The following is an 18,962-nucleotide window of genomic DNA, read 5'->3' on the forward strand; positions in this document are numbered from 1 at the left end:
CCGGCCGTCTGCTTATACATCCCGCGCCAGCCACCGGCGTGCGAGCTCGACCCAATACGTGCCGCCCAAGGGCAACAGATCATCATTAAAGTCGTAACTGCCGTTATGCAGCATGCAGGGCCCTGCGCCGTGACCCGCCTCGCGGTGTTGCCCATCCCCGTTGCCCAGCCAGACATAGCAGCCCGGCACTTCCTGCAGCATAAAGGCGAAATCCTCGGCACCCATGGTCGGTTGAACCGGATTGAGGATGTTTTCCGCACCGACGATGTCGCGCATCACCTCGACGCAGAAGGCGGTTTCGTTCACATGGTTGATCGTGGGCGGATAGTTGCGCTGAAAATCGAACTGGCTCGTGCAATCCAGCGCGGCGCATGTGTGGTGCGTGATATCGCGCATACGTGCCTCGATCAGGTCCAGCGTCTCGTGCGTGAACGTGCGCACCGTGCCGCGCATCGTGGCGATATTAGGTACCACGTTGTCCGCGCTGCCCGTATGAATCTGCGTGATGCTCAGCACCGCGGCGTCTAATGGATTGCGATTGCGCGTGATGATAGTCTGCAGCGACTGAGCCAGCTGCACGGCCGTCATCACCGGATCCACGCCTAAATGGGGCATCCCGGCATGCGTGCCTTTACCCTGAATCGTGATGATGAACTCATTGCTCGACGCCATGATCGGCCCGGCCGTCACGCCGAACTGACCCACGCGCAGGCCCGGCCAGTTATGCAGACCGAATACCGCCTCCATCGGAAACCGCGTAAACAGCCCATCGTCGATCATCCGCTTGGCACCGCCACCGCCTTCTTCGGCGGGCTGAAAAATCACGTACACCGTGCCGGCAAAGTCACGATGCTGCGCCAGATAGCGCGCCGCGGCCAACAGCATCGCGGTATGACCATCGTGTCCGCAGGCATGCATTTTTCCGGGAGTCTGGCTGGCATGCTCAAAGGTATTGACCTCCTGCATCGGCAACGCGTCCATGTCGGCGCGCAGACCGACCGTCCGAGAGCCCGACAGCTTGCCGCGAATGATGCCGACCACGCCCGTGCCACCGAGACCGCGATCCACGTCGATTCCCCATTCTTGCAGTTTGGCGGCCACCAGGTCGGCGGTACGGAACTCCTCGAACGAGAGTTCAGGATGGGCGTGAATGTCGCGGCGGATGCGTGCGATATCCTGGCGCCAGGCTACGATGGGTTCGAGCAGGTTCATCGGCGACTCCTAGCGTAGATCTCCGGATAACCCGGGTATTATCGGCATATAAAAACCAGTTGCATCACTATACACGGAGGCTCCCCTATGTCGCGCCCCTGGCTCGCCCAGTATTCCCCAGGCGTTCCCGCGGAAATCTCGATTGAGTCGTACGCGTCGCTCACTGCGCTGCTCGATCAGGCGTGCCACAAGCATGCCAGCCGTGTGGCGTGCACGGCCATGGGATCGTCCATGACGTACGCCGAACTCGATCGCCACGCGCGCGGGTTTGCCGGGTGGTTGCAAAAGCAAGGCCTGCAGAAAGGGGCGCGCGTGGCGTTGATGATGCCCAATGTGCCCGCGTATCTGGTGAGCCTCTTGGGGACACTGCGCGCCGGGATGGTGGTGGTCAATTTCAACCCGCTCTACAAGGCCGATGAACTGCAACGGCAGTTGCTCGACAGCGGCGCGGAAGTCATTGTGATCTTCGAGAACTTCGCGCATACCCTGCAAGCGGTGAGCGATCGCGCAGCATTGCGTCATATCGTGGTGATCGGCCCGGGCGATTTGCTTGGCGGCTTAAAGGCTCCGCTGGTGAACTTCGTCGCGCGTCATGTCAAGCGTATCGTGCCGAGTTGGCACCTCGACGGCGCGCAGCGTATGCCGCGCGTGCTGGCCGAAGGCGCGGCCGCGACCTTCACGCCGCCCTCGCTCGGCCGTGATGACGTCGCGGTGTTGCAATACACGGGCGGCACCACCGGCATACCGAAGGGCGCCATGCTGTCGCACGGCAATCTGATCGCCAACGTATTACAGATGGAAGCCGTGGTGCGGCCCGCGCTGAAAGACCTGGAAGGCACGCCACTGACCATCATCAGCGCGTTGCCGCTCTATCACGTGTTCGCGATGACGGTTTGCGGCCTCTATGGCATGTATGCCGGCATGCGCAATCTGCTCATTATCAATCCCCGCGATCAGCGTGCCTTGATCGAGGCGTGGCGAGAGAGCGGCGTGCATATTTTCCCTGGCGTGAATACCCTGTTTAACGCCTTGGCCGAAAACCCTGAGTTCGCCAAACTCGATTTCTCCAAGTTGCGCTTGACCCTCGGGGGAGGCATGGCCGTGCAACCGCACGTGGCGCAGCGCTGGTTGAAAATCACGGGCCGGCCACTGATCGAAGGCTACGGTTTATCCGAAACCTCTCCGGTGGCCACGGTGAACCCGACCGACAACGATGCGTACTCCGGTTCGATAGGCTTGCCGGTTCCTTCGACTGAGGTGGCGATTCTGGATGACGATGGCAATGAGGTGCCGCTGGGAGAGCGCGGGGAACTGTGCATCCGGGGACCTCAGGTGATGCTGGGATACTGGAACCGGCCCGACGAAACTCGCAAATCGATGACCGCCGATGGATTTTTCCGGACCGGCGATATCGGCATCATGGATGAAAAGGGCTACACCCGTATCGTGGATCGCAAGAAGGACATGATCACCGTGTCGGGTTTCAAGGTCTATCCCAATGAGGTGGAAAGCGTGATCGCCTCGCACCCCGGGGTGTTGGAGTGCGCAGTGGTCGGCGTGCCCGACCCGCACTCGGGCGAGGCGGTGAAAGCGTTCGTGGTGCGGCGCGATTCCTCGCTGACCGAAACGCAGCTGATCGAATGGTGCAAGGAAAAGCTCACCGGTTATAAACGCCCGCACTCTGTGGAATTCCGCGACGAATTGCCCAAGAGCAACGTGGGCAAGATCCTGCGTCGTGAGTTAAAGACCGATTAGGCCTGGAGTTCATGTCGTGGCTGCTTTGCCGAGCGAGCCTGCCCATTGGCATGTCTGAACGTATGCGGGGCCGATTCGCCCCGCGCCAAGCCTGGCGGCGCTGACGCTACTCCACACGTAGATGGGGCGAGATCATTTCCTGAAGTGCGAGCGCAATTTCGGGATTGCCAGCAACCACGCGTCCCCCGATCGGCCACGGGTCGCGCTGATGCATATCGTGGCACACGCCACCCGCTTCGCGCATGATCAAGGTGCCCGCCGCCACATCCCAAGGCGCCAGGCCCATTTCCCAATATCCGTCATACCGTCCGCAAGCCGTCCATGCCAGATCAAGCGCGGCCGCGCCCATGCGTCGCACGCCGCGCGTGGTGCGGATAGCGTCATGCAGCATGGGCATGTATTGATCGGCAAAGCTGAAGTCCCGAAACGGGAAGCCCGTCGCCAGCACGGCGTCATTGAGCGAGGCCGTACGCGAACAGGTAATGCGGCGGCCGTTCAGCCACGAGCCTATGCCATAGACCGCAGTGAAAAGCTCTTCGCGGCAAGGGTCATAGACGACACCGATGACCGGTGTGTCTTCTTTTAAAGGTTCGCCCAGGCCCGCGCGCGTGCCGGCGTGCGCCACCAGCGCAATCGACACCGCATAGTGCGGAATGCCGTGCAAAAAATTGGTGGTGCCATCCAGGGGATCGATATACCAGGTCGCAAGGCCCTGAGCGGCGCCGCCGGACTCTTCGGCGACAATACCGAATTCTGGGGTGCGCGCGCGCAATACCTCGATGATCGCGGCTTCCGCTTCGCGGTCGGCTTGCGAGACGAGATCGTTGCGGGCCTTGTGGTCGATGACGAGATCGCCACGGTTATGCGCATAGGCCTGCAATATGCCCGCGCCGGTATGCGCCGCCGTTGCGGCTGTGTCGATTGCAGCGCCCAGATCGAGCGTGGAAGAATGCGGCATGATGATCGCTTCGAGGTTGGGTATGAGTTCAGTGTAAGCCAAGCGATCTGCACGCACCCGCGAGAAGCCCGATTCCCACGCAACTCGTCGTTTTCAGCCCACGTCATGAAGCCGTCACTTTCGGTATGCTGTGCGGCGTCACAAGTTGAGACCAGGTTCAGCATGTCGCCTGTACTTGGCTCGTTAGTATCTTCGAACTTCGTTTCGTTCCCGTCTGATGTCTTACGTACCGCTTATTCCACCCGATGTCGGTTTTGATGCCGAAGGGCATTTTCGCAATACCTTGTACGGGGACGTCTATCACTCCACGGCAGGTGCGCTCGGGCAGACGGAATACGTGTTTCTGCGTGGCAATGGCTTGCCGCAACGATGGCGAGGGCGTGCCAGCTTCACGGTGTGTGAAACCGGGTTTGGTCTAGGCATGAATTTTCTGGCGCTGTGGCGTGCCTGGCGCGACGACCCGGCGCGGTCTCGGCGACTGCATATGCTGTCGGTCGAAGCACATCCATTTGCTCGCGACGACGTGACTCAGATATTGCGTCGCATTGCCCCGGACGCGTTGCGCGGTTTGGCCGAGCAACTGGTGGCGCAATGGCCCGCCTGTCTGCCCGGCCTGCATCGTCTGGAGTTCGAGGGTGGGGCGGTGACGCTGACCTTGGCGTTTGGCGATGCGGCCACCGTGGTGCCACGCCTGCGCGCGCGGGTTGATGCGTATTTCCTTGACGGGTTCGCCCCTCGTCGGAATCCGGATCTATGGCGGCCCGAGCTGATGCGCGATCTGGCACGCCTGGCCGCGCCCGACGCGACATTGGCCACTTGGGCAAGCGCGGGAGCCGTGCGCCGTGCGCTGGTTGACGCGGGTTTCGACGTCAGCCGTCAGCCGGGTTATGCGGGCAAACTGCACATGACAGTTGGGGTGCGTTCCAAACCGGATACGGGGGCGAGTGGCGAGTTTTCGCCGACCGTCGCCTCGGGCAAGGCCGCTGGCTTCGATGACCGCATATGGGATGCGGCGCGCGATGCCGACACGGATAAATCCGGGGAAGTCGTCATCATCGGAGCCGGGCTGGCGGGAGCCGGCCTCGCGCAGGCGCTCGCATTGCGTGGCCGTCCCGTCGTGGTGATCGATCCTGCCAGCACGCCGCAGGCGATGTCGCATGCCGGTCACGTTGCGGCCGCGCTCACGCCTGTAATCGCTCGGGACGATAATTCCCGGGCGCGTTTGTCCCGAGCCGGCAGCGCGCGAGCGTGGGCCCGTTGGGCGGGGCTGTCCGGCGAGGCGGCGCCATTGCGTTGCGGCACGCTGCAGTTGGAACGTGATGAAGGGCGCAGCGCGGCCTTGGGGGAAACGCTGTCCCAACTTCGGTTTCCGGGGGATTGGGCGCACCCCGTGGACCGCGAACAGGCTTCGTCGCTGGCGGGAATTTCTGTGGCGCGTGGGGGAGTGTTTTTCCGCGAGGGAATGCTGGTGCAGCCGGCCAGGCTGATCCCGGCGTTATTGCAATCCGAAGGCGTGCGGCGCGTGGTTGGCGTCGCCGGCGTGTTGCGGCGCGCGGAAAACGCTTGGGAAGTCTGTGACGCAGATGGCGTCGTGCTCGCCCGAGGGGCAACTGTGATCCTGGCTAACGCCTTCGGCGCCCAGGCTCTGCTGCGAAACAGCGGTCTGTTGGATCCGCTGCCCCGGCTTGCTCAAATGCACAGGCTGGCCGGCCAGGTTAGCTTGTTGACCGCCTCGGACCTGGCGGGAGGGCCGCGCTGCATTATCGGCGGAGAAGGCTATCTGTTGCCTGCCGTCGACGGTGCCTGCGTAGCGGGCAGTACGTACGAGCACGGCGCCAGCGTGTCGCAGATGACGGAAGAGGGGCAGCAGACCGTGTTGGGCAAGGTTCGTGGGCTGCTTGGCTATGACTGGCCGACCTCTCGCCCAACCGGGCAGTTGCCCGGTTGGGCGGGGTGGCGCGCGGTCTTACCGGGTCGTTTGCCGGCGATCGGCCCGCTGGCCCATGCCCCGGGGGTCTGGCTGGCAGCCGGGTATGCGTCGCGTGGTTTGAGTTGGTCGGCTTTGGCGGGGGATATTATCGCGGCGGCCCTTTGCGACGAGCCTTTGCCGCTTGAAGCCGACTTATTGACTGCGATTGCACCACGTTAATGATTGGTGTGATTGTGGTTTTTATGTAAATGACTGATTTGATTGCAAAATAACCAGTGAAAATGGCTTTGGCATCCTGATGCCAAGGATGGTTGCGCGATTTTTGGACAAACTTGCCGGGAGTTTTTGACGCAAAAAACGCGCCCGATTTTATTTCGTGGAACAAATCCGTCAAAATAACGTCTTTTAACGGTTTTTTTGGCTTAAGCCGGGGGATGCTCTGTGCCGCCCAAGTACGACTTTGCCCATACTACCCAGCTCGACGCCGTCGAGTTGCTCTCGTCACGTTCCAGCCGCGTCGATTTCGATGCGGGTGATGGGCTGCACCTGGTAGTCGAGGCGCACGCGCCTGGTGTTTTTCGCCTGCGCTGCGGCCAGGCGAATGTCCTGAATGAGGAAAAGCCCAGTGCGCGCGTGCGCGCGGTGGCGGATATGTTATTAGCTCGCCAGGAGGCCGTCGGCGAGTGCGTTGTCACGCCTCACGAGGATGGCAAGGGCTGGCGCATCACCCAGGGTGAAATCTCGCTGGATGTTCTGACTGACCCGGTTCGCATCGCGCTCTATCGCGGCGAAACGCAGGTGCTGGCCTCGGACGTGTCCGAGCATGAGCCTGCGTTCGGTTACAACGCACTCGATGACGACGACAACGCTGTCTGGAACGCCGCATTTACGCTGGCCGACGATGAGCGTCTGTATGGCCTGGGAGAAACCTCGGGTGATCTGAATCGTCGCGAGGAAGCCATCGTCTCCGATGACCCGGCCCATCGCGCGCTGCCGCTGGCCTGGAGTCCTCGGGGTTGGGGCGTTTATGTGAACACCATGCACCGCGCCCATCATGACCTGGGCGTGGCGCCGACGGCGTCCGCGTACACCTTGAGTGTCGAGGACAATGTCCTGGACCTGTTCATCTTCGCCGGTGAACCCGTCGAGATACTCAATCAATACAGCGCGCTGACCGGCCGCGCGGGGCAACCCGTGCTGTGGGCCATGGGTGCATGGCTGCAACAGCCCGAGGGCCAGTCGGCCATCGATACCTTGGGCTTGGTCGAGCGCATGCGCGAGCTGCAACTGCCGCTGGACGTGGTGAAATTCGCCACGCCGGCCGCCTGGGGCTTTCAGGCCGACAAGGCCGTGTTCGAGTGGGATAGCCAACGCTTTCCCGAGGCCAAGCCTTTGCTTGCGCGGTTCCGTGAGCAGCATGTGCATGTGGCCGCGACCGGTTTTCCGGGCGTGATTCAGTCCACTCCGTTGTTCGAGGAACTCGAAGACCGCGGCTGGCTGCTCACCAACGACGATGGTGGCGCTCAGGTGTTCGAGGGCAACGAAGCCACCGGCGGACGTCCCTATGGCTTGCTCGATCTGACCTACCGCGATGTGTATAACCTCTGGATCGAACGTCATCGTCAGCTGATCGACGACGGTCTGGATGCACCGGTCTGCAATGCGCAAATCGATATTCCGGATGGCGTCAGTGCGCGCAACGGCGATACGGGCGCGATTCTGCGCACGCAGTATCCGCTGCTGGCCCGTCGCGGCTTGTTCGAGGCGGTGGCCGGACACAAGGTGCCGCCAGAAGGCGTGGTGCCCAGCACCGATCTATTCCCGGCGGCACAGCGTCTGCCATGGCAGCTAGGCCCCGAGGTCACGAACGACTGGGACGGCCTGGAGCACACCTTGCGCACCGCCTTGTCGATTGGCGCGAGCGGTGTGCCGGTGCAGGTGCACAACATCGGCTCGGCGCGCGCGCCGCTAGACAACATGAGCGCAGAGCTTTATCTGCGCTGGCTGACCGTCGGGGTGTTCTCGGCGAACTTCTGTTTCCAAGGCGTTCCGGGCTTGATGCCTTGGGACTTTGGCGACGAGGCGCTGGAGCAGGCGCGCACCTGGCTGCAATGGCGTTATCGCCTGGTGCCCTATGTGCTGGGCGCGATCGAGGATTCCGTGCGGACCGGCTTGCCGGTGCAGCGTTCGATGGCGCTGAGCTTCCCCAACGATCCCGAAGCCCACAATTGGGATCTGCAATACCTGCTGGGGCCGGCGTTGCTGGTTGCACCGGTGATGCAGCCTGGCAATAGCGTGAACGTGTATCTGCCCAAGGGCGAAGCCTGGTGGGATCTGAACACCGGCTATCGCTACGAAGGCGGCACGACGCTGGCGGTGGAGTGGGGGCTGGACAAGTATCCGGTCTTTGGTCGCGAAGGGCATATGCTGTGCCTCGGACCGGCGGTTCAGCATGCGGGCGAATTCAATTCCGCGCGCATTCTGGACGAGGTATGGATGTTTGGCATGCCGGTGCATAACCCGGTCGTGATGCGTAACAAGATCCGCGTCATGCAGATGCAGGGCTCCAGCTATATCAAGGGGCTGGAAGGCTTGCGCATCCTGCCCGCCGAGGGCCTTGAGGTGAAACGACGCGGCGCCGAAGTGCGCATTTCTCGCGCGCGCTGATCTGCCGCCGAACGCCCGCTGGCGCAACATTGCCGGCGGGCGCAAAAGCCTGCTGCCTCTGCGTTGTACTCTCGCCTACTCGCTCGCATCCTGGGTGACAAGGGAAGGTCGCGCGCGGCGTGCGAGGCAGGGCTCAAGGCGGCCTCCCGGGACCCCCGCGTCATGATTCCGCATGCCTTCGCAGGACCGTGCGATCTGCGAGGCACTGTTGCGCGCCCATCCTTTATTCCATTTAGTTATTAAACAGAGACGAAACTGTCGTTCTCTTTAGAAGCGCGATCTCTCACAATCGCAACGCCATGATTGACATCCAACATTTAGCGAAGACTTACGCGACGCCGCGCGGCCGATTCGAGGCCCTGCGCGACATCAGCCTGCATATCGAGCAGGGCGAAGTTTTCGGCATCATCGGTCCCAGCGGGGCCGGTAAAAGCACGCTGGTCCAGTGCATCAACTTGCTCGAGCGCCCGGACAGCGGCACCATCTCCATTGGCGGGACCGAACTCACCGGCCTGGGCGAAACCGAGCTGCGCCAGCAGCGCCGGCGGATTGGCATGGTGTTCCAAGGGTTTAATCTGCTCGCCCGCCGTACGGTGTATGGCAACGTTGCTTTGCCGCTAGAAATCGCCGGTGTGCCGAGCAGCCAGATTCCCGCCAAGGTGGAGCGCTTGCTCAAGTTGGTAGGCCTGGAGCATCTACGCGATCGCTATCCCAGCCAGATCAGCGGTGGACAAAAACAGCGCGTCGGCATTGCGCGTGCGCTGGCCAACGATCCCGATGTGTTGCTGAGCGACGAGGCCACTTCGGCGCTCGATCCCGAGACCACTCACAATATTCTGGCGTTATTGCGCGACATCAATAAAAAGACCGGTGTTACGGTCGTGATGATTACGCACCAGATGGAAGTCGTGCGCGAGATCTGTGATCGCGTGGCTGTGCTTTCGCATGGTCAGGTTGTGGAGTCGGGCCGCACGCAGGACATTTTTGCTTCGCCCAAACATGACGTCACGCGCGCGATGGTGTCGGCGGCAACGGCCTCCGATCTGACGGATACGACGCTGGCGGCTGCCCATGCGCGTCTGGCCGAGCTCGAAGCAGCGCGTCCCGGCACGGTTGCGCGTCTGTGGCGTATCCGGTTGGCGGGCGCGAATTCCGGCACCCTGTTATCCAATCTGACGCGGGAGCACGCGCTGGATATCAGCCTGGTGCAAGCCCGGGTGGAAGACATTCAAGGCGTTGCGGTGGGCACTTTGTTCGTGCTGGCGCAAGGCGCACCGCTCGCGGTAGAGCAGGCGCTCAAAGCATTGGCCGCCCTAGACATTTCCGTGGAAGACATCGCGCCATGAATTCACAATTGATAAATTTGCTTGTTACCTCGCTCGGGGAAACGCTGCTGCTGGTGGGGATTCCCAGCTTGATTGCCGTATTGATCGGTATCCCGCTAGGCGTGGTGCTGGTCGTGACGGCACGCGGCGCCATGTTGGAAAACCTGGCGATTAATCGCGTGCTCGGCGCCATTGTGAACATCACGCGTTCGGTGCCGTTCATCATCTTGATGGTTGCCATCATTCCGTTTACGCGGCTGATTGCGCAGACCTCCATCGGCACCACGGCGGCGATCGTGCCATTGTCGGTCGCTGCCATTCCGTTCATGGCGCGCATCGCCGAAAACGCGATGCGTGAAGTCGATGCGGGCCTTCTGACGGCGGCACGTGCCATGGGGGCGAGCCCGTTACAGATCATCGTCAAAGTGTTGTTGCCGGAATCATTGCCGGGTCTCGTGGCGGCCACCATTGTCACGATCATCAGCCTGATCGGGTATTCCGCGATGGCTGGCGCGATTGGCGGCGGCGGCTTGGGCGACGTGGGGATTCGTTATGGCTATCAGCGCTTCCAGCCGGAAGTGATGCTGGCCGTTGTGGTCGTGTTGGTAGTTTTGGTGCAGGTGGTGCAGGGGCTGGGCGACTGGCTCGTGCGTCGCATGTCGCATCGCTAATTTTTCCTACTCGGAAGACATATCATGAGTATCAAGCTTCTCAAGTCGTTAGCCGCCCTGACCCTGGGCGCTGCCGTGATCGCGCAACCCGCGCTGGCTCAGGACAAGCCGCTGAAGGTAGGCGTTACCGCCGGGCCGCACGCCCAGGTTTTCGATGTGGTGAAACAAGAGGCGGCCAAGCAAGGCCTGCAAGTGCAGATCATCGAGTTCAGCGACTACGTGCAGCCGAATGCCGCGCTGGCTGCTGGCGATCTGGATCTGAACAGCTATCAGCACCAACCGTATCTGGACACGGCCAACGCCGACCGCGGCTATAAGCTCGTGAGCATCGGCAAGACCGTGGTGTTCCCCATCGGTATTTACAGCAAGAAGGTCAAGAGCCTGGATGAGCTCAAACAGGGCGCACAGATCGGCATTCCAAACGACCCAACCAACGGCGGCCGCGCGTTGCTGCTGTTGCAGCAAAATGGCCTGATCAAGCTGGATCCCAAAGCCGGCTTGAAAGCCACGCCTCTAGATATCACCGAGAACCCGCGCAAGCTGCGTTTCGTCGAACTGGACGCCGCGCAATTGCCACGTTCGCTGGACGATGTCGACGCGTCGGCGGTGAACACCAATTTCGCCATGGAAGCCGGTCTGGACCCGAACAAGGACGCGATCGTGCGTGAATCCGCCGAGTCGCCCTACGCCAATGTACTGGTCGTGCGCGAGCAGGATAAAGATCGTCCCGATCTGGTGAAACTGGTGGGCATCTACCAGAGCGCCCCGGTCAAGGCCTTTATCGAAGAGAAGTTCAAGGGCGCGGTCACTGCCGCCTGGTAAGCACGGACGGATTGTTTTTGACGATCATCGAATTCCGATTTGACAGGCGAAAATAACTTCGTCATAATCTCGGGCTTCGGTCGGGCCTTTAGCTCAGTCGGTAGAGCAGCGGACTTTTAATCCGTTGGTCGCGAGTTCGAGTCTCGCAGGGCCCACCACCAAATTGTTAAGCCATGCATTGCCTGCGGGCAGCAGGTGCCAGCATCTGGCATGGTTCTATCCGCTACGCATGGATGTCGAAAAGCTGACCCTTGGGTCAGCTTTTTCTTTTGTCCTTTGAATCGGGCGTGTCGGGCTAAGCGTGGTGTAGGTCCAGGGGCTTTATTCTGACGAGAGGATGGCGCGCGCGCGCAGGGGCCTGCATTCGTCACGCGCCGGCCGCCCGGGCGGCTACAATCGACTTTATTTTCTAAATAAAACAGGCACAGCGGGGCTACTGCCAATTCGCGTTTCTTCATGTCTGGCGTGGTCCGCATGGCGAGCGTTTGCGAGTAGGTAGATCCTCGCACCCGATTCGGGTTCGATTGTGCCGGGACATCAAGGAATTCCATGGCTCTGCAATGTGGCATCGTCGGCCTGCCTAATGTTGGCAAATCGACTCTTTTTAATGCGCTGACCAAGGCGGGTATCGCCGCCGAGAACTACCCGTTCTGCACGATCGAGCCCAATGTTGGCGTGGTCGAGGTGCCGGACCCGCGTCTGGCCCAGTTGGCCGAGATCGTCAAGCCCGAGCGCGTGGTGCCCGCTGTAGTGGAATTCGTGGACATCGCCGGTCTGGTGGCGGGCGCGAGTCAGGGTGAAGGTCTGGGCAATCAGTTTCTCTCGCACATTCGCGAGACGGATGCCATCGTCAACGTGGTGCGCTGTTTTGAAGACCCCAACGTGATTCACGTGGCGGGTAAGGTCGATCCCATCTCCGATATCGAGGTGATCTCGACCGAGCTGGCGCTTGCCGATTTGCAGACCATCGAGAAAGCCGTCCATCGCAACAACAAGCTGGCTCGCTCTGGCGACAAGGAAGCCGCAAAGCTCGTGGCCTTGTTGGAGCGCTGCCAGAAGCAACTCGACGCAGGTCAGCCCATCCGGGCGCTGGGCTTGGATGCCGATGAGATGTTCTCGTTGAAATCGTTTGGTTTCATCACGGCCAAGCCTGCGATGTTCGTGGCCAACGTCAGCGACGACGGCTTTGAGAACAATCCGCTGTTGGATCGGCTGGTCGAGTATGCCAACTCGCAGAACGCGCCGGTGGTGGCGATTTGTGCCGCCATCGAAGCCGAAATCGCCGAGCTGGACGACGCCGACAAGGCCGCGTTCCTGGCCGATATGGGCATGGAAGAGCCAGGCCTGGATCGCTTGATCCGTGCGGGCTATCGCTTGTTGGGTCTGCAGACCTATTTCACCGCTGGCGTGAAGGAAGTGCGCGCCTGGACGGTCAAGGTGGGCGCGACTGCCCCGCAAGCTGCTGGCGTGATCCACACCGATTTCGAACGCGGTTTTATTCGCGCGCAAACGATCTCGTTTGACGATTTCATCGCCTATAAGGGTGAAACCGGCGCGAAAGAAGCCGGCAAGATGCGCGCGGAAGGCAAGGAGTACATCGTGCAGGATGGCGATGTGATGAACTTCTTGTTCAACGTCTGATCGAAATCCCGGTTGCCGCTAGACGGCAACGGACGCGAGAACCCCAGTCAACGACTGCGTTGACTGGGGTTTTTGTTTTTGGATGTCTCGCGCTGGTCGTCTAAGCTCGTGCTCGAGCATAGCGTGTGTGCAGATGCCGGCCAGCGATAGCAATGGACATTGCCGCCGAGCAACATGCTTGTCGATGCGAGCCAGCACATGACACTGGTCGACCGTTAATCACTGCGGTTGCGTGCATCCTTAATGCGCCCGTCATCGAGCAGAATGTCGATGTACTTGAGATCATCGAAATCCACCAACAACACGCCCGTTGTCTGCGCCAGGCGTCGTGCGGACGCCGTGTATGACGACTTGCTCACCACCACGCCGCGGTTAGCGCCGTAATGCAGCGCGCCGGCGGCGATTTCTTGCACGGCGCTATTTCCCACCGGCGACGAATAATGTTTGCACTGCACGACGATGGTGAAGCCATCACGCTCGGCCTCGATATCCACGCCTTGATCGCCGGATGCGACCGTGATGCGGGCCTTCCAGCCGACCTGACGCAGAATTTCAGCGCAATCTTTTTCGAACGCGATGCCTACGGAGTGCGTCGATAGCTTAAGCGGACGCTTCGGAGGAGCTTCTACTATCACTTCTCCCTCTGCGGCCCACTCCGCGAGCATGCCTTCGACGAGGGCGCATCGGCTCGGGATGTCTGGATAGTCGATGAGATCCTCCGGCGCAACCTTGGCAGGCAGCACGCGTTTTACGAAGTAGCGCAGATCAGTGCGCCACTTCGTATCGTCTGGCATGTCGTACTCGTCGTAAAACGTGCCTTGTTTTTGTTTTCGCAGCAGCACGCGCTTGTGTTGCTCTACCGCCTGTCGAATGTTCGTGAGTCGGGCTTGCCGCTGCTGGTTTGCCTTTTTCCTTGCTCGGTAATGCAGCCATCGATTAAGGCCGATGATAAGGATCACTCCGGCCACACATGCAAAGATGGCGAGTTGGTCACCGATGCGTTGTCTCAGTAGGGCAAAGATGATGAGGACGGCGATCCCCGCGATCCATAGGAACGCAGAGGGTTTACTTCTCGGTTTCGACATAGACGTTGTAATAGTGGCCCGATGCGACGAGGCGCGCATCGGGCAACCTTAATAATTTGGAAAAGCTTCGGTGGACGTTCGCCAGCCGTTATGCTGATTTTCGTACAAGAACTATCTGGTGAAGCATTGTCCCATCTAAGAGGCGCGTGTAAACTCGCGGCCATCATCTTTTTAGCGGAGTCCCAAGTGGGTACTTGTTCAAGTGACAGTAGTCGGCCGGTTTCAATGACCGGCACCCCCTTGGCAAGATAACGCGCAGACTCTCTGCCGCTGTCTCGCCAGGCGCGAGAGGCGGCATACGCGTTGCAGTTTTCCCTGCACGCTAGCTCCCCCTCCATGACAACTTGTTGGCTGATTGCCGTGTAGCAATCGGCCGTGGACATCGCTTGCCGATTTCGGCAAGCGGGCGGCTTGCGCGCATCTCATGATGCCACGGGCCATGCCGTGCGCGCGCCTGGGCTTCGCCTCACTGCAGAGGAGAATGCCATGCGCTTCCAATATTTTCGACAGCCCGGCCGTCATGGCGCGGCCTATCCGCCGCTGCGGCTGGCCATCCTTGGCGCGGCCTTGCTCACGGCCTGCGCCGCACAGGCGGGACGTCCCATGGTGACCGAGGACGCGACGCTCGTTGACCCCAAGACCTGCCAATTCGACAGCTGGGTGCAGAAAAACCGCCACAGCACAGAGATGTGGGCCATGCCTGCCTGCAACTTCACGGGCAATTTTGAACTCGCCGCCGGTGGTGCGTTGACACGAGAGGCCGAGCATACCAACGCGTCAGATTTGGCGCTGCAAGGCAAGACGCTTTTTAAGCCGATGGAGCCCAATGGCTGGGGTGTCGGCTTGGACGCGGGCATGGTGCGCTATCCGAAGGCGAATGCGCGGGATTGGTATGCGTTGATTCCCGTCAGTTTTTCGCTACGCGATGATGACCTGCTGGTTCATACCAACCTCGGTTGGTTGCGCGATGGACAAGAGCGGCAAGACCGAATGACCTGGGGCTTGGGCGCCGAATTGCAGCTGACTCAGCGAGTGGGTCTGACGGCCGAGACCTATGGTCAGGATCGAGGCAAGCCCTTTTATCAGTTTGGTGTGCGCCATTGGTTGTCCCCCGAACGTGTCCAGCTCAACGCTTCTTATGGCAACCGCAACGGCGGGGGAGACCGGTGGTTCTCTCTGGGCCTGAGCTTTTTCACGGCACCGTTTTCGATTTGATGTCATCAGCGCTGCCTTTTCTATAGATATTTATGCCAGAACCGGAATATTGATCGCCTGTCCGAGAGCACTTTCAACAGTGTGGCTCCGACAGGCTATCTCGGAGAACAATAATGAAATTCACATTGCTGAAAGAGTTCTTTGCGAGCTTTCTGCGCAGCCATCGCACGGCGCGTCACTATCGCCGCCTGGCGCTGCTGGACACATTGACGCAGAGTGGCGTCAACCGCGACCTGCCTGCCGCGTTGGGCAAGCATCTGTCCGCTGCCGCGAACAGCAAGCCAGAGGCGTTGCTAGCCAAGTTCGACAGTCACGCCGAAGGCCTGACCGAAGCGCAGGCCGAGGCCGTGCTTGAGCGCGTCGGTCTGAATGAGGTCGAACACGAAAAACCGCTGGCGTGGTGGCAACACCTGTGGCTGTCCTATCGCAACCCGTTTAACCTGCTGTTGACCGTGCTGGCGACCATCTCGTTTCTCACCGACGATATGGAAGCAACCGTCGTGATCGGCTCCATGGTCGTGCTCTCGACAGTGCTGCGCTTTTGGCAAGAGTCCAAAGCAAACAAGGCTGCCGACGCGCTCAAGGCCATGGTCACCAATACCGCCACGGTATTGCGCCGTGATGAGTCGGACGCGAGGCCCGGAAAGCGCGTTGGCACATCAGCCGATATGCAAACGGCGGCGCGCGTGGAGGTGCCTCTAAAGCTGTTGGTGCCCGGTGATGTGATCGTGCTGTCGGCCGGCGACATGATCCCGGCGGACTGCCGTTTGTTGAACGCGAAGGACTTGTTCGTGGCCCAGGCGGCGATGACCGGTGAATCCATGCCTGTCGAGAAATTCGCCACCCAGCGCGATAAAAAGGCCAACAACCCACTGGAGCTGGACAATATTGTGTTCATGGGCACCAACGTGGTGTCGGGCTCTGCCACCGCCCTGGTGCTGGGTACGGGTAATGCCACGTACTTTGGCGCGCTGGCCAGCCGGGTCACCGCGACGGATCGCGCGCCGACATCGTTTCAGTCGGGTGTGAACAAGGTGAGCTGGTTGCTGATTCGCTTCATGCTGGTCATGGCGCCGCTGGTGCTGTTCATCAACGGCTTTACCAAGGGCGACTGGATGGAGGCGCTGCTGTTCGCGCTGTCCATCGCGGTGGGTCTGACGCCCGAGATGCTGCCCATGATTGTGACGTCCACGTTGGCCAAGGGTGCAGTGGTGCTGTCGCGCAAGCGCGTCATCGTCAAACGGCTGGATGCGATTCAGAACTTTGGCGCGATGGATGTGTTGTGCACGGATAAGACTGGCACGCTGACGCAGGACAAGATCTGCCTGTCGCGTCACGTCGATGTATGGGGCGAAACGTCCGATGAAGTGTTGAACATGGCCTATCTGAACAGCTACTACCAGACGGGCCTGAAGAACCTGTTGGATGTCGCGGTGCTGGAACACGTGGAGGTGCATCAGGAACTCAATCCGGTGCTGAACTATCGCAAGGTCGATGAGGTGCCGTTCGACTTTAATCGCCGCCGCATGTCGGTGGTGGTCAGCGAGCGCGAGGATCATCATGAATTGATTTGCAAAGGCGCTGTGGAAGAGGTATTGAGCGTGTGCACCCATGTTCGCCATGGTGACAAGGTCGAGGCCCTGACGCCCGCGCTGCTCGACGGTATTCGTCAGGTGACGGCAAGCTTTAATGAAGAAGGCTTGCGCGTGGTGGCCGTGGCGATGAAGGAAGTGCCACCCACGCAAGAGACCTATGGCGTGGCCGACGAGCGCGAGCTGACTTTGATCGGCTACATCGCATTCCTGGATCCACCAAAGGAATCGACCGCGCCCGCGCTTCGCGCATTGGCCGAACATGGCGTTGCCGTCAAAGTGCTGACGGGCGACAACGAACTGGTGACCGCCAAGATCTGCCGCGAAGTGGGTCTGGTGACGCGTGGCGTCCTGCTGGGCAGCGATATCGAAGACATGAGCGACAAAGTCCTGGCCGAAGCCGTCGAATCGCACAACGTGTTTGCGCGACTCACGCCCGCGCACAAGGAGCGCATCGTGCGCCTGCTCAAGGCCAATGGCCATGTGGTGGGATTCATGGGCGACGGCATCAACGATGCGCCGGCCTTGCGTACAGCGGATATCGGCATATCGGTGGATTCCGCCGTCGATATCGCCAAGGAAGCCGCCGACATCATTCTGTTGGAAAAGAGCCTGATGGTGTTGGAGGAGGGCGTATTGGAAGGCCGCCGTACCTTTGCCAACATGCTCAAGTACATCAAGATGACGGCCAGCTCGAACTTCGGCAATGTATTTTCGGTGCTGGTGGCATCGGCCTTTATTCCCTTTCTGCCCATGCTGCCGATTCAGCTCTTGATGCAGAACCTGCTGTACGACATCTCGCAGATCGCGATCCCATTCGACAATGTGGATGAGGATCTGTTGAAAAAGCCGCAGCGCTGGCAGCCCGCCGATGTAGGACGTTTCATGGTGTTCTTTGGACCGATCAGCTCGATCTTTGACATCGCGACGTATGCGTTGATGTGGTTTGTGTTCGCCGCCAATACGCCGGAAAACCAAACGCTGTTCCAGTCGGGATGGTTCATCGTGGGCCTGCTGACACAGACCTTGATCGTGCACATGATCCGCACGCCGAAGATTCCGTTCATCCAAAGCCGGGCAGCGATGCCGCTGCTGGTCATGACGGCGGTGATCATGGCGATAGGCGTACTTCTGCCGATGGGTCCGTGGGCGGATTACTTCAAGCTTGAAGCGTTGCCGCCGCTATACTTCGTGTTCCTGCCAATCATCTTGTTGGCCTATATGGGACTGACTCAAGCCATGAAAGGGATCTACGTCCGCCGTTACGGCTGGCAGTAAGGGGAGCGCATGGAGACGATTCACAGCTTTAACGCGGTCTCCTTGCTCGATATCTTGATCAGCCTGTCTGCAGCATTCGTGCTGGGCGGGCTGATCGGTTTCGAGCGGCAGTACCGTCAACGCACGGCCGGATTACGCACCAATGTGCTGGTCGCTGTCGGTGCTGCGTTATTCGTCGGGATGGCGATCCGACTGTATGGGCATGCCGGTGCGGTACGCGTCATCGCCTACGTGGTCTCGGGCATTGGGTTTCTGGGTGCCGGTGTCATCATGCGCGAAGAGGGCAATGTCCGAGGCCTGAATACGGCGGCCACGCTTTGGGGTTCGGCAGCTGTGGGTGCGGCGGCCGGCGCCGGCTTGGTGGGGGAGGCAGTGCTGGGGACGTTGTTCGTGTTGTCGGCCAACACCTTGCTCAGACCCATCGTCAACCGCATTAACCGTCAGCCCCTGGACGTTGAATCTGTCGAGGCAACGAGCATGGTTTATGTCATTGCCGAGCGCGCGCATCAGAAAATGGTCATGGTGCTGTTGGAAGAAGCGTTGGAGCAAATCAACCACCCCATTGGCGATCTGGATATGCACGCCTTTGGCGAAGAGGACGTGGAAATCGAGGTCACCTTGGCCGCGACTTCCGTGGATGGCGATGAACTCGATGCGTTGGTGAAGCGGCTGGCCGCGCTGCCAGCGGTACGGCAGGCGTTCTGGAGTCAGAGTACGACGGAATAATTCGCGGGCAAGGCCAGCGGATCGGTCGCCGTGGCCTGCGACGCTATTTGTCCGCCATTCCTCGGTACGGCTATGAATCGTTGGG

The 18,962-nt window shown here is 60.4% G+C and carries 12 protein-coding genes, 1 tRNA gene and 1 pseudogene; 11 read left to right on the forward strand and 3 right to left on the reverse strand.

Annotated elements, in window-relative coordinates:
* Positions 1-12: 12 nt before the first annotated feature.
* Positions 13-1,212 (reverse strand): M20 aminoacylase family protein, encoded by a 1,200-nt coding sequence (locus GOQ28_RS17990; protein WP_160357403.1) that lies wholly within the window; start codon positions 1,210-1,212, stop codon positions 13-15.
* Between the two features lie 87 nt (positions 1,213-1,299).
* On the opposite strand from GOQ28_RS17990, the gene GOQ28_RS17995 reads away from it, so the two are divergent.
* On the forward strand, positions 1,300-2,967 hold the full coding sequence (locus tag GOQ28_RS17995) for an AMP-binding protein (protein ID WP_160357404.1): 1,668 nt from the start codon (positions 1,300-1,302) through the stop codon (positions 2,965-2,967).
* Positions 2,968-3,073: 106 nt separating this feature from the next.
* On the opposite strand, the gene GOQ28_RS18000 is transcribed toward GOQ28_RS17995, so the two are convergent.
* Entirely contained in the window at positions 3,074-3,925 is an 852-nt protein-coding gene (locus GOQ28_RS18000) for an inositol monophosphatase family protein (protein ID WP_160357466.1), read from the reverse strand.
* Positions 3,926-4,142: 217 nt separating this feature from the next.
* On the opposite strand from GOQ28_RS18000, the gene mnmC reads away from it, so the two are divergent.
* From mnmC to ychF, 7 genes and pseudogenes are all read left to right on the forward strand, one after another.
* The gene (gene mnmC / locus GOQ28_RS18005) at positions 4,143-6,074 is read left to right on the forward strand and encodes an FAD-dependent 5-carboxymethylaminomethyl-2-thiouridine(34) oxidoreductase MnmC (protein ID WP_160357405.1); all 1,932 of its coding nucleotides are present in this window, start codon (positions 4,143-4,145) and stop codon (positions 6,072-6,074) included.
* Between the two features lie 222 nt (positions 6,075-6,296).
* Positions 6,297-8,522 carry a TIM-barrel domain-containing protein gene (locus GOQ28_RS18010; RefSeq protein ID WP_160357406.1) on the forward strand — a complete coding sequence of 742 codons (2,226 nt, stop codon included), beginning with the start codon at positions 6,297-6,299 and terminating at the stop codon, positions 8,520-8,522.
* Between the two features lie 299 nt (positions 8,523-8,821).
* Positions 8,822-9,905 (forward strand): annotated as a pseudogene (locus tag GOQ28_RS18015) (methionine ABC transporter ATP-binding protein); the annotation flags it as partial.
* Positions 9,865-10,518, forward strand: a complete 654-nt coding sequence (locus GOQ28_RS18020; RefSeq protein WP_160350214.1) for a methionine ABC transporter permease — start codon at positions 9,865-9,867, stop codon at positions 10,516-10,518. The pseudogene GOQ28_RS18015 and the gene GOQ28_RS18020, both read left to right, overlap by 41 nt.
* 24 nt (positions 10,519-10,542) lie before the next feature.
* The gene (locus tag GOQ28_RS18025; protein WP_160350213.1) at positions 10,543-11,340 is read left to right on the forward strand and encodes a MetQ/NlpA family ABC transporter substrate-binding protein; all 798 of its coding nucleotides are present in this window, start codon (positions 10,543-10,545) and stop codon (positions 11,338-11,340) included.
* A gap of 82 nt (positions 11,341-11,422) precedes the next feature.
* Positions 11,423-11,498, forward strand: a tRNA-Lys gene (locus tag GOQ28_RS18030).
* A 391-nt stretch (positions 11,499-11,889) separates the two neighbouring features.
* On the forward strand, positions 11,890-12,981 hold the full coding sequence (ychF, locus tag GOQ28_RS18035) for a redox-regulated ATPase YchF (RefSeq protein WP_160357407.1): 1,092 nt from the start codon (positions 11,890-11,892) through the stop codon (positions 12,979-12,981).
* Between the two features lie 215 nt (positions 12,982-13,196).
* On the opposite strand, the gene GOQ28_RS18040 is transcribed toward ychF, so the two are convergent.
* On the reverse strand, positions 13,197-14,105 hold the full coding sequence (locus tag GOQ28_RS18040; RefSeq protein WP_160357408.1) for a restriction endonuclease: 909 nt from the start codon (positions 14,103-14,105) through the stop codon (positions 13,197-13,199).
* Between the two features lie 447 nt (positions 14,106-14,552).
* On the opposite strand from GOQ28_RS18040, the gene GOQ28_RS18045 reads away from it, so the two are divergent.
* The 3 genes from GOQ28_RS18045 (at position 14,553) to GOQ28_RS18055 (ending at position 18,877) form a co-directional block, all read left to right on the forward strand.
* Positions 14,553-15,281, forward strand: a complete 729-nt coding sequence (locus tag GOQ28_RS18045) for a hypothetical protein (RefSeq protein ID WP_236844413.1) — start codon at positions 14,553-14,555, stop codon at positions 15,279-15,281.
* A 113-nt stretch (positions 15,282-15,394) separates the two neighbouring features.
* Positions 15,395-18,151, forward strand: a complete 2,757-nt coding sequence (gene mgtA / locus GOQ28_RS18050; protein WP_160357409.1) for a magnesium-translocating P-type ATPase — start codon at positions 15,395-15,397, stop codon at positions 18,149-18,151.
* Positions 18,152-18,160: 9 nt separating this feature from the next.
* Complete coding sequence (locus tag GOQ28_RS18055) at positions 18,161-18,877, forward strand: MgtC/SapB family protein (RefSeq protein WP_160357410.1); 717 nt, start codon at positions 18,161-18,163, stop codon at positions 18,875-18,877.
* Positions 18,878-18,962 lie beyond the last annotated feature (85 nt).

Source organism: Bordetella sp. 02P26C-1, from assembly GCF_009763255.1.
Lineage (GTDB): Bacteria > Pseudomonadota > Gammaproteobacteria > Burkholderiales > Burkholderiaceae_B > Bordetella_A.